Annotated in this window: 14 protein-coding genes; 7 read left to right on the top strand and 7 right to left on the bottom strand. The window is 46.8% G+C overall.

The genetic code is table 11. The annotated features are described in order from the left end of the window. Window positions 1–139 precede the first annotated feature (139 nt). Window positions 140–688, top strand: a complete 549-nt coding sequence (locus tag OU814_RS00445; RefSeq protein ID WP_017291084.1) for a response regulator — start codon at window positions 140–142, stop codon at window positions 686–688. Between the two features lie 49 nt (window positions 689–737). On the opposite strand, the gene OU814_RS00440 is transcribed toward OU814_RS00445, so the two are convergent. Genes OU814_RS00440 through OU814_RS00420 form a run of 5 tightly spaced genes read right to left on the bottom strand, consistent with a single transcriptional unit; the run spans window position 738 to window position 5,607 of the window. Beyond that, entirely contained in the window at window positions 738–2,165 is a 1,428-nt protein-coding gene (locus tag OU814_RS00440; RefSeq protein ID WP_268179642.1) for a carotenoid oxygenase family protein, read from the bottom strand. Window positions 2,166–2,190: 25 nt separating this feature from the next. Continuing rightward, window positions 2,191–2,862 (bottom strand): DevA family ABC transporter ATP-binding protein, encoded by a 672-nt coding sequence (locus OU814_RS00435; protein ID WP_268179640.1) that lies wholly within the window; start codon window positions 2,860–2,862, stop codon window positions 2,191–2,193. Between the two features lie 2 nt (window positions 2,863–2,864). Beyond that, window positions 2,865–4,025 carry an ABC transporter permease DevC gene (devC, locus tag OU814_RS00430; RefSeq protein WP_268179638.1) on the bottom strand — a complete coding sequence of 387 codons (1,161 nt, stop codon included), beginning with the start codon at window positions 4,023–4,025 and terminating at the stop codon, window positions 2,865–2,867. A gap of 7 nt (window positions 4,026–4,032) precedes the next feature. Beyond that, the gene (locus OU814_RS00425; RefSeq protein ID WP_017291088.1) at window positions 4,033–4,422 is read right to left on the bottom strand and encodes a DUF3291 domain-containing protein; all 390 of its coding nucleotides are present in this window, start codon (window positions 4,420–4,422) and stop codon (window positions 4,033–4,035) included. 33 nt (window positions 4,423–4,455) lie between these two features. Then, the gene (locus tag OU814_RS00420) at window positions 4,456–5,607 is read right to left on the bottom strand and encodes an ABC exporter membrane fusion protein (protein ID WP_268179635.1); all 1,152 of its coding nucleotides are present in this window, start codon (window positions 5,605–5,607) and stop codon (window positions 4,456–4,458) included. 132 nt (window positions 5,608–5,739) lie between these two features. Here OU814_RS00420 and OU814_RS00415 point away from each other — a divergent pair, with 132 nt between their 5' ends. From OU814_RS00415 to OU814_RS00395, 5 genes are all read left to right on the top strand, one after another. Next, window positions 5,740–6,324: a PadR family transcriptional regulator gene (locus OU814_RS00415; RefSeq protein ID WP_017291090.1), complete on the top strand. Its 585-nt coding sequence runs from the start codon at window positions 5,740–5,742 to the stop codon at window positions 6,322–6,324. 36 nt (window positions 6,325–6,360) lie between these two features. After that, window positions 6,361–6,867, top strand: a complete 507-nt coding sequence (locus OU814_RS00410) for a hypothetical protein (protein WP_017291091.1) — start codon at window positions 6,361–6,363, stop codon at window positions 6,865–6,867. 6 nt (window positions 6,868–6,873) lie between these two features. Next, window positions 6,874–7,302 carry an MAPEG family protein gene (locus OU814_RS00405; RefSeq protein WP_268179633.1) on the top strand — a complete coding sequence of 143 codons (429 nt, stop codon included), beginning with the start codon at window positions 6,874–6,876 and terminating at the stop codon, window positions 7,300–7,302. A 16-nt stretch (window positions 7,303–7,318) separates the two neighbouring features. Next, a complete protein-coding gene (locus tag OU814_RS00400) occupies window positions 7,319–7,810 on the top strand; it encodes a YajQ family cyclic di-GMP-binding protein (protein WP_017291093.1) in 492 nt (163 codons plus the stop codon). A gap of 135 nt (window positions 7,811–7,945) precedes the next feature. After that, a complete protein-coding gene (locus OU814_RS00395) occupies window positions 7,946–8,110 on the top strand; it encodes a metallothionein (protein WP_190649660.1) in 165 nt (54 codons plus the stop codon). Window positions 8,111–8,194: 84 nt separating this feature from the next. Here OU814_RS00395 and hemL read toward each other — a convergent pair whose 3' ends face one another. Beyond that, on the bottom strand, window positions 8,195–9,493 hold the full coding sequence (hemL, locus tag OU814_RS00390; protein ID WP_190649661.1) for a glutamate-1-semialdehyde 2,1-aminomutase: 1,299 nt from the start codon (window positions 9,491–9,493) through the stop codon (window positions 8,195–8,197). Between the two features lie 297 nt (window positions 9,494–9,790). Between hemL and lexA the strand changes: the two genes are divergently transcribed. After that, a complete protein-coding gene (gene lexA, locus OU814_RS00385; protein ID WP_017291096.1) occupies window positions 9,791–10,411 on the top strand; it encodes a transcriptional repressor LexA in 621 nt (206 codons plus the stop codon). A gap of 123 nt (window positions 10,412–10,534) precedes the next feature. Here the strand turns inward: lexA and mltA are convergent, their stop codons facing one another. Next, window positions 10,535–11,698, bottom strand: coding sequence for a murein transglycosylase A (gene mltA, locus OU814_RS00380; RefSeq protein WP_268179628.1), 1,164 nt, complete (start codon window positions 11,696–11,698; stop codon window positions 10,535–10,537). Between the last annotated feature and the right edge of the window lie 31 nt (window positions 11,699–11,729).

Genomic DNA, 11,729 nt, shown 5'->3' with positions numbered 1-11,729 from the left:
AGTATCATTTAGCACGATCGCGGCTATCATTTCTACTGCTGAGTTTCTCGGTCAGGGGTGCAGTATTCACGGGTCGCATCGTTTTCCCGACCATCCTGACCGATGTTGTTTCCCAGATCACCCGTAGAGGAGTTCAGTTGTGGCTAGTCACAAAGTTATTGTTATCGATGATAGCGCCGTGATTCGGAACATGGTGCGTGACATGTTGCCGAAAGGCAATTTTGAGGTTTTGGAAGCAAAAGACGGAGTGCAAGGGATTACCCTGATTCGTCAGGAGCGTCCAACTCTGATTATGTTAGATTTCCTGCTGCCGCGAATGAGCGGTTGGGAAGTGTACCAGCAAATTCAGAGCCAGCCTGAACTACAAACAATTCCTTTAGTACTGATGTCGGGACGTAAGGAAGAGGTTGAGGAAAAGCTGCAAGAGCCGTTTGAGTATTTTGAGTTTGTGCAGAAGCCATTTGACCAGAAGGGTCTAATTGATGCCATTAAAACGGCAATGGCAAAAGCGAAGCGTCGTCCGGCTCCAGTTGCTCCAGTTGCTCCGGTTGCTGAGACCACAAGTGGCGCAGACGCGGCTGAAATTGCAGCACTGAATCAGAAGATCGTGAAGATGCAGGCTGAAATTGATGGAATGAAGAAGCAAATGGGTCAGCTTTTAGCGTTTGTGAAGCAGAAGTTGAAATAATTTTGATGAATATAGGGCGCTACGGAAGTTCTCACCTCCGTAGCGTTTTTTATTGAGCAGGTTTCCATGTCCCATGAAATCCGAGAGGGATGACTTCCGGCAATGCTAATCGACATACGGGCTGATCATCTAAATGCTCACTATCGAACACCCAAACTTCACTACTATCTGTACGCGCATCGTAAACAACGGTGATAATCCAACCTTGATCAGCATCGATCGCATCAGGTGCGTAAATCGGTTCCATTGGATAGCGATGTTCACCACAGTCAGCTTCGATCAACGTTTCAGTTTTCTGATCGAATCTCCCGATCGCGCCAAAGAAATCTTTCGTCGAATCACTGCCCTTACGATGCATTGCGAAATAGGTATAGCGCCAGTCTTGCCCCACATCGACTGGGTTTACCACCGGAAATTCTAAGTGTCGATCGATGAATTCTTGCTGCTCGAATACTTTCCCTGTTTTCGGATTGACTCGAACTTGCCACAGAGTCGATTTTGCGAATGTATGAGTCTCGCCAGTCGCAACCTGTCTGAGGTATTCATTGGTGTTGAAGTCGGGAAGGCGGATAATATCGACGATCGCATTGCCATCCTCATCCACACAAGCATTGCCAAAATGCCATTGATACCAAGGATCAGTTTCGCCTTTGCTCACCAGTTGTAGCGTTTCTCGATCGAAGACCAACACTTGAGTTCCGAGTTCTGGCTTCCAGTCGAACGACTCGCTAAAACTCTTAATTCTTGCTAACAGCAAAAACGGATTCAACCGTACAGGCGAAACAAAAAAGAGTAAATACTGACCTGCCATCACAAAATCGTGAATGAGCGGAAAGCCGTCTAGGGTGTAGCTATTTCGCTGCTTGAGTTTGCCATTTGCATCGACACAATACAAATTCAGAACCGGGTCTTTCCCAACGGTCACACCGAAATTGTAGATATCTCCGGTTTTGGGGTCACGTTTTGGATGAGCAGAAAAAGGAATTGACTCGGGTAAGCCTCCTAAAGGGTCAGGTTCTCCAGTCTCTAAGGTTTCTAGATTGAGCGTGTACGGATGTGCGCCTTCCCAGAGAGCGAGTAAGCGATCGCTCAATGCCAATACTGAGGTATTTGCCGCATTTTTCAAGCCTTTCGTAAAGCGATTGATCAATCCTCCGGGTGGCAACATGCCATAACCGCTGTACATCAATCGTCCAGCCCGTTCTTCATCTAGAAATTCTGGCGTTTCCACATAGCGATAAACGCCCGTTGCGCCCGCCTCTTTGAAATGTACGGCTAAAATTGCACCATCGCCATCAAACCAATGTCCAACTCGTGTATTTCCGCGTTCTAGGCGACCAGGCCCGTTACGATACAGTGAGCCTCTCAAGCCTTCGGGAATTTTGCCAGATAAAATTGACAGATCTGTGGCTGGGAAACCTTTGGCAGTATGGAGGACAGATTTCGTCCAAGGTTGTGTTCTTACAGTAGTGACCATGTTTTTTCTTAGCGAAGTATTTTTCTTAGTGAAGTAGCTTGCCGTCTTCGAGTTCGATAATTCGATCGGCGATATCTAAAATCCGATTGTCGTGAGTGACGAGTAAAATCGTGCAGCCTTGTTCTTGAGCAAGTTGTTGCATCAGTTCAACGACATCTCGACCGGATTTTTTATCGAGTGCAGCAGTTGGCTCATCGGCAAGAACAATTTTTGGATGACTCACGAGCGCACGAGCGATCGCGACTCTTTGTTTTTGTCCACCCGATAAGTCTGCGGGATAGTAATCCATCCGATGTTCTAATCCGACCGCAGTGAGAATTTCTTCTGCCATTGTCGAAGCAGTTTTATAAGGGGTTTCGCTTAATTCTAGCGGCATCATGACGTTCTCTCGTACAGTGAGACATTCGAGAAGGTTGTGTGCTTGAAAGATGTAGCCTAACTGCTGTCTTGCTTGAACAAGCTGAAGTTTGCTGGCATTTGAGAGGTTTTGTCCGAGAACATTGAGCGTGCCGGATTGCGTCGATCGTAGACATCCGATTAAGCTCAAAAGCGTTGTTTTACCTGAGCCGGAAGGCCCTGTCATGATTACAATTTCGCCGCTTTGAATGTTGAGATTGATGCCAGACAGAACTTGTTTTTTGAGTTGACCTTGACCGTAGTAATGATCGAGGTTCTGAATGGAAATTGCGGTGTTCATGATTAGAAAATATCTGCGGGGTCAGCCGATTGCAGTTTTCTGACCGAAATTGCGGCTGAGATTGTACACATCATTGCAGTTAGCATTAACACAAATGTTGCTCGTCCTATGGTCATCACCATGGGTAAAAGTGTTGCTTGTCTTGTGACCTGATAGAAGCCTAGAGAAATCGCAAACCCAGGCAGAAATCCAATAAATGCCAGAATCAGTGCTTCTTGGAAGACAACTGAAAGCAAATAAGTATCTCGAAATCCAATTGCTTTCAACGTTGCATATTCCGGTAAGTGATCAGATACGTCACTGTAGAGAATCTGATAAACCACAACTGCACCCACAATAAAGCCAATCACTGCGCCCAAATCAAACACATAACCAACGGGTGTGCTCGTGTTCCAAAAACTCTTTTCTTGCTCCATAAATTCCGCTTTTGACATGATTCGGACATCATTTGGCAAGCCAGATCGCAGATTTTGCAGCACTTGATCCAAATTCGCATCCGATCTCAGTTTCACAACTCCCACATCAATCAAGCCTTTCTGCCGCCGCTCTCGAAACATCCGCAAAAAGTTCAAATCGCTCGTAATCATGTGCCCGTTAATTCCAAACGAAGTTCCGAGCTTAAACAATCCAACGACATCCACTCGTCGATGCTCAACTTCAGTCGTCACATTTCCCGAAGCTTGAAATAATTGCGGAATCCTCCCAAATTCTTGCCGCGCTCCTGCATCAAACAGTACAGTATCAGGGCGTTTTAGCAATTCAGTATTTGATTTCACTTCTGGTAACAGAATTGTTTGATCATCTGGATTAATGCCAATTGCATAAAGATTCCAAATCTGCCGATTTTCTGGATTCTTCCACTGAACTGGGCTGAGATAAACGGGCGTGACTGATTCAACTCCTGAATAGCCTAATGCTTGATACAATCGCCGTTCTGTAAATCGATCGAGAGAAATTACGGCTTTATAGCGATCGCTGACTAGAAAAATCTCGCCATCCAAAACCTGATGAAGCTGAACGGCTCCTTCAAATAACGCACTGCGAAATCCCATTTGCAAGAACATCAAGACATCGGCAAAAGCAATTCCCGCGATCGCAACAATCATTCGTCCCCGTTCTTTGGTCAGTTGCTTCCAAGCTAACGGAATTCTGCGTTTCAGCATAAAAGCCTCAATTAAATCGATGGTTTTGGTGCGCGATCGAGGGATGCGTCAATGAGCTAAATCGACCGCTCGTAAACATTGCCGTTTCAGCCTCTTCCCAAGTTGTTGAGGTTGCCCTTTCTGATTGCCAATGAACGACCGAAGCTTCATCACACCAATTTTGCAGTTTTGGCATGACTTCTCGATGAGAACCCGATCTCATAAACGATCGCATCGATGCTTCATCTTCCCAAACCGTCTTTGTCCAAAACACATTTTTGCCCGCTGCTCGAATGGTTGAAGCCAAGTTGCCTTGAGCTTGTTTTGCTTGTTGGTTGCTTTTGAAGGAATACCAGAGAAATGCTGGAAGAAATCGAACAGAGCGCACTCGTAAGCGCGTGACAGAAATTAAGGGCATTGTTTTACTCCTAAAATTAGTGAAGATCAGTAATTATTGAAGGCCGATCGCGATTTGCAGTTTCATATTCGTTAAGCCTGCAACGCTCTGACTGTCCTCTGGATCGAGTCGAACTTTGACTTCAACCACTCGCGCATCGATCGATGCCGCTGGATCGGTGTTCAAAACATCTTTCTTGGCAACTTCTAAGCCAATTTCGTCTACTTTGCCTTTGAGCGATCGTGCGAGTTTTCCACCCGATACGCTCGTCATCGTTGCTGCCTGCCCGACTCGAATCTTTGGCAAATCCGTCTCATACACTTCTGCAACGGCATACATCACATCCGTTTGCCCGATTGAGACAATTCCATTTTTGCTATCGATCAGCTCACCTTCCCAGGTATGAACTTTGAGAATCTGTCCATCTCTCGGCGCGCTAACGACCGTTAAATCCAACTCTGCTTGAGCCTGTTGAACCGCAGCGATCGCACTTTGCACCTCTGCCTGTGCTGCCTCGATATCCACCGGACGCACCTCAGCAATCCGATCTAACGTGGCTTCGGCTTCTTTGACTTGTTTCGCAATCGTTTCGGCTGCCTGTCTTCGATTGGCTTTTGCTTCTGCTAATTGCTGACGCGAAACATCTAAGGTTAATCGCTTCCCATCTTTGAGAGAAGTGGAAATCGCACCCTGTTTTTCTAAGAATTCGTATCGCTGAAATTCCAATTCGGCATTTTTTACTTCTGCTTCTAATTTCGCGATCGCCGCATCTTTCGCTGCCACATCCTCACGCAATTGCACTTCAGTTCGAGCAATCGTTGCCTGCTGCGCTGAAATCTCGCCTCGCTTCGCTCCTGCCTCGACCTGCGCCAATTTTGCTTGAGCAATTCCGACTCGCTTCTGGGCTTGAGTTAAAGCTGCTAAAGCGCGATCGTGCGTATCCAACACGGCAATGATTTGACCTTTGCGGACTCGATCTCCCAATTTCACCCGCAATTCAGCAATTCGACTTCCAGGCGGATTGGCTGCCAGTTGGATCACTTCTCCTTTCGGTTCTAATCTCCCCAATGCCGTTATCGCTTGAATGGCAGGAGCATCAGAAATCGCAACTGCCACCGTTTTCGGACGAAATTGATAGAGCGCGATCGCCCCAAACGCTGTCAAAATAACCGCAATTCCAATCGATCGTGGTTGAATCTGCTGCATAGTTTTAACTCCTAATTACTATGCACTTAGTTGCATAACACTTGCTAGAATATATGCAACTAATTGAATATGTCAACAGTTTTGTATGCAAAAAATTGCATTGAAGATTCAAATGGTTTGAGGTTCAAATTTATGGCATTGAGTCACGCAATTTTGGCTCTTTTAATCGACAGCCCTTACAGCGGCTACGATCTGGCAAAAGATTTTGATCAGTCGGTGAATTTTTTCTGGAAGGCAACGCACCAGCAAATTTATCGCGAACTCAGCAAGCTCGAAGAGCAGGCATTGGTTGAAGTCAGCACGATCGCGCAAGCAGGACGACCCGACAAAAAGCTCTATCACATCACCAAAGCGGGCGAAACATTCTTAATCGAATGGCTGCTCCAACCTTGTGAAGTCATGCCGATCAAAGAAGACTTGCTCGTGAAACTTTGGGCAGCGCAATTGATCCCCGTTGCTCATGCGATCGAACAGTCCGCTTCCGTTGCCAAACTAATCGAAGAATTCCAGCGACATCGAGAACTGCATCAGCAGCGACTCGCGACGTATCACCAAATCGAGCGCAAATTTTATCCAGATTCCGATCATCTGCCAATTGCCCAAAAATACCGTTACCTTGTGTTGCGGCGCGGCATTCGCTATGAAACAGACTATATCGAATGGTGTGATGAAGTTCTCAAACTATTCGCAAATCAAGCGGAAGGCAAGGGTGTCTGATACAATGAACGGCGTTGTCAATTAGATGTACATCCTTTGAGTCAATCGATCGACGATCTACCTAAAGTAGATGATTTTCTACAAGAACTCGCCACGATTCAGCAAACAGGGTCGAAACGGATTGCGATTCTCGGTTCACGCCACGTGCCGATTACGCACCAAACTCTGATTGAACTGATGACGTATGCGTTGGTTTTAGAAGGGAACCGGATTATTACGTCGGGTTCGACCGGGACAAATTTTGCTGCAATTCGAGGAGCATTACGGGCTGATCCGTCGATGTTAACGGTGATTTTGCCGCAAGGACTCGATCGACAACCCCGTGAGTCTCGTGAGCAGCTTGAAACCGTCATGCATTTAGTCGAGTGTCCAGAGAATAATAGCCTTTCTCTTGGCGAAGCGAGTGCGCTCTGTAACCAGGAAATCATTTCTCGCTGTCAACAGCTCATTTCGTTTGCGTTCCATGATAGTCACACGCTGCTACAAACCTGCCGCGATGCTGAAGATCAGCGCAAAGTTGTGACATTGTTCTATTTCGACTAAATTTTTATGTTGTTTGGATTGTCCGTCCCGAGCTTGCTGCTGATTGCGATCGCGGTCGCAGTCGTGTGGATTTATGTGCCGTTTTTAGTTGTTGCGTACGCCCGCGCTCAGATTGGGTATCTCACGAACAAAGAAATGATGGCAGCCCCTCGCGCCACCTTTGATCAACTGCCGGACTATGGAAAGCGAGCAACTTGGGCACATCAGAATGCGCTCGAAGCCTTTCCGATTTTTGCTGCGGCAGCATTGATGGCGTATGTAACTCATCAAACTTCCGCATGGGCAGGATGGGCAGCGATCGCTTGGATCGTGGCACGATTTCTGTATCCCGTTTTTTACATTCTGAATCTCTCCATTTTGCGATCGTTGATGTTCGGAATTGGCTCAGTTTGCAGCTTTACGTTAATCGGACTAAGCTTGATCAGCACGCTCTAAAAGACTTTTTTGTTTTATGGCTTCTACTTTTTCGTTTGATATTGTGAGCGACTTCGATCGTCAGGAACTCGTCAATGCGATCGACACAACGAAGCGCGATGTTCTCAGCCGCTACGATCTCAAAGACACGAAAACGGAGATCGAGTTGAATGCTGACGCGATCGTAATTAACACCGATAGCGAATTTACCCTAGATGCAGTGCATACGCTGATGCAACAGCGAGCTGCAAAACGGAATCTGTCCTTGAAGATTTTCGATTATGGCAAGGTTGAATCCGCGAGCGGAAGTCGCGTTCGACAAGAAATTAAGTTGAAAAAAGGCATCAGCCAAGATATCGCCAAGCAGATCACTAAGATTATTCGCGATGAATACAAGAAAGTTCAAGGCTCAATTCAAGGCGATGCCGTTCGAGTGACTGCAAAATCAAAGGATGATTTGCAAGCCGTGATGCAGCGGATGAAACAAGAAGATTTTCCGGTGGCATTGCAGTTTACCAACTATCGGTAAGTTCATCGTCTAAAGTTTCTTGGGTTGGAGCATGAATCGGGAATGTTACTCGAATCGATGCTCCTTCTATTTTTCTTAATATCTGAATAACTGTTCATATGTTAGGTTAATAAGGAAAAGATTGGAGAATCAACCATGGCAACCGTAACTCAGATGAAATGTGCGTGTGAAGCTTGCCTGTGCATCGTGTCGATCGAGAATGCAGTCAAGAAAAATGACCATTTCTATTGCAGCGAGGCTTGTGCAGAAGGACATCCAGACGGACATGGCGATTGCGGTCATCAAGGCTGTACCTGCTAATTGAAAAAACCGCAGAAAGTATTTCTGCGGTTTTTTCACGATTCATTTTCTGTAGGATCGAGCGATCGTGATGAAATATCTCGATTAAAGGTTTGACATCACCGATTTCGCAGCTGCGATCGTTTGATCGATATCCTCATCGGTATGAGCTAGAGAGGTAAATCCAGCCTCAAACTGCGACGGAGCCAGATAGACACCTTGCTCTAACATGCCGCGATGGAACTTGCTGAATTTGCTGAGATCCGATTTTTTCGCATCCTCGTAGTTATGGACAGGCCCTTCGGTAAAGAAGAATCCAAACATTCCACTGATCGAACCACCACATGCTGCATGACCTGTTTCTTTCGCCGCATTCAGCAATCCGGCGATCAGACGAGACGTAATGCGATCGAGCGTTTCATAAGTTCCCGGCTGCCGTAGCAATTCCAAGGTCTTAATACCCGCCGTCATCGCCAGAGGATTTCCTGAAAGCGTTCCAGCTTGATACATCGGGCCTGCAGGAGCAACCATCTCCATAATGTCCCGACGACCGCCGTAAGCGCCGACCGGCAAGCCACCACCGATGACTTTACCCAAGGTCGTCAAATCAGGAGTAATGCCAAATTTCTCCTGTACTCCACCGTAAGCAATCCGGAAGCCCGTCATCACTTCGTCGAAGACCAACAGCGCGCCATATTCGCGAGTCAACTCGCGCAGACCTGCTAGAAAACCAGGCTCAGGCACAATGAAGCCAGAATTTCCAACGATCGGTTCTAGCATCACACCAGCAACTTCACCTGGATTTTCTTCAAATAACTTCTTCACCGCTTCCAAATCGTTGTAAGGCGCAGTGAGGGTACTCGCTGCGGTTGATTTGGGCACACCTGGAGAATCGGGCAATCCCAACGTTGCCACACCAGAACCTGCTTTCACCAAGAACATGTCCGCATGTCCGTGATAGCAACCTTCAAACTTGATGATTTTCTCGCGTCCGGTGAATGCCCGCATTAGGCGCAATACGGACATACAAGCTTCTGTACCAGAATTCACGAAGCGCACCATTTCAATGCTGGGAACCGCATCGATGACCATTTCTGCCAGCACGTTCTCGAGAGCGGAAGGCGCACCGAAACTTGTTCCTTTTTCGGCAGCCTCTTGAATCGCACGAATGACTTCAGGATGAGCATGACCGCAGATTGCCGGCCCCCATGTGCCAACGTAATCGATGTATTGATTGCCATCGACATCCCAAGCATAAGCACCTTTGACGCGATCGAAGACGATCGGTTGACCACCTACCGATTTGAATGCTCGTACCGGAGAGCTAACGCCACCGGGCATCAGCTTTTGAGCGGCAGAAAAAATCTCATCTGATTTGGTGGTTTTTAAATTGCCAGTGATCAAAGTTCTCTCCTTACTCCGTCAGAAAAATCGGAGTCGCTGAAAAAAGAGGCGATTCATTACCGCCTCTTTTGATAACTACATCATCTTAACCAGATCGCGAAACCGCATGGTAATCATTCGTCTCAGAACCCGCTGGAAACCTGAAAAAACAGGAGAACAACTCACTTGCGTATTTTTTGACTCGTTAAGATACAAACGTTCTAAGAATGATAAACAAATTTACTAGACGAACGCTCAAATTCGTGATACAAGTGTTCTAAAATCCCTTAATTGTTTGTATGTCCACCTAGGAAGTTTATGGAACCCCTTACCGAAGCCCAACAACAACTTTACGATTGGCTGGTTGACTATATCCGTGACCACCAACATGCTCCGTCAATTCGGCAGATGATGACCGCAATGAATTTGAAGTCTCCGGCTCCTGTCCAGAGCCGACTGGAGCACCTTCGGAACAAGGGTTACATCGGCTGGACGGAAGGACAAGCCCGCACGATTCGGATTCTCAATTCACATCCGCAAGGAATTCCGATCCGTGGCGCGATCGCAGCAACGAGTCTGGTAGAAACTTTTCCCGATGTGGAAGTTGAATATCTCGACTTATCGAACTTGCTGCTAAAACCAAGCCATTTTGCCTTAAAAGTGCGTGGTCATAGCATGATCGATGCGCTGATCGATGATGGCGATATTGTGATTTTGCAGCCTGTGAATGATGCAAGAACGATTAAAAATGACACGATCGTTGCGGCTCATCACCAGGGTAAAGCCACTTTGAAATATTTTGAGCGCAAAGGCAGCAAAGTCATTCTGAAGCCTGGTAATCCCAATCGTGAACTTTATCCGATTACTGAAGTTCCAGCTTCGGAAGTTGAAGTTCAAGGCGTTTTAGTCGGTGTTTGGCGCGGTTACGGCAAACTGTAAAGCTGCGTTTTTGAAGTTGCAACTGCCTCCACTGATAGAAATCAGTGGAGTTTTTTATTGGAATTCAGAATCAACAGCTTTTGAGTGATGCCTGACAAATTCTATTCGCTAAGCATTTTCGTCCTACTTTAGGAGCAAGTAATAGAGTTGCCCAGTGGCATTAATCAAGCCAGCTTCATTGCCAGCTTGTACACCTGTTCCTGTAAAGATATCAACTCGACCTGCTCCAATAATTGCGCCTCCGGTATCTTGATCTAACACAAACCGACTCACCGATCGCTGTTCAAGCTGCTTCTGTGAATTCGCGATCGGTAATTGCGTCTGAATCAACGCCAGCGCTCCTGGTGGCATCAAAGACTTATCTGTGGCAATCGAGCGATCGCCCGTCAACGGAACGCCCAAACTCCCTAACGCAGGCGCACCAAACGTATTTCTGAAAAATACAAACCGTCGATTTCGAGGCAGATAGATATCTAAATCTTTCGGATTTTCTTGAAAATATTTCAGAACATTCGGCAGATTCAAATCCTCTAATTTCAGCTTGTTATCTTTAATCAGTTCCCGCCCGATTCCGCTGTAAGGCTGATCAGTAATTGCTGCAACGCCGATCGTCATCGTCGTTCCATCCGTGAGATTCAATCGCGCCGATCCTTGCACTTGAATCAGGAATGCCTCCAAGCGATCGCGCATCCACACCAATTCTGCACCCCGTAATTTCCCCTGCTTGCCTTGTAATCCATCCGCGCCTTCTAATTCCAAACGAGTCGGATGCGGCTTTTTCCACTGCGAAAATCCCGCAGGTAGCGCATAAAGCGGATATCGATATTCCGCTGTTCTTTTTCGACTTGCCGTGTGAACAGGCTCGAAATACCCCGTAAACGCAACCGTGCCCTGATTGTCTTTCCCAGTCGATTGATAAAGCGTGAATTCTTTTGCGATCGCCGCTGAAAGTGCCGCCTCAGATTTTGCAGTCAGGAGTAATTGGCGAAATCGTCTCAGACTTCGGATCACACGATCGCGCGTAATTTCTTTAACCGGATAGTTCTGATACGCCTGAATCGCTTTCGAGGTCTGAAGATATCTCAAACTCTGATCAATTGCGCCGAGCACAGAGCGGCGATCGCGCAAAATCTGATCATCTACCGCAACGGTAGAGGGTGCGATTGGTTTAAGCGGAACTTGAGCGGGTTTGGCAGCAGGTTGGGTCGTAGGTTTGGGCTGTGCAAGTAAGGGGATCGCAGGCACACCGAGAAAAAGTAGACTTGCAAGAATCAGCGATCGTTTCATGGGGAAAACTGAACATGGGGTAATCAAAACC

Origin of the sequence: Leptolyngbya sp. GGD (assembly GCF_026735145.1) — a bacterium.
Classification (GTDB): domain Bacteria; phylum Cyanobacteriota; class Cyanobacteriia; order Leptolyngbyales; family Leptolyngbyaceae; genus Leptolyngbya; species Leptolyngbya boryana.
This window is presented reverse-complemented; position numbering and strand designations above follow the sequence as displayed.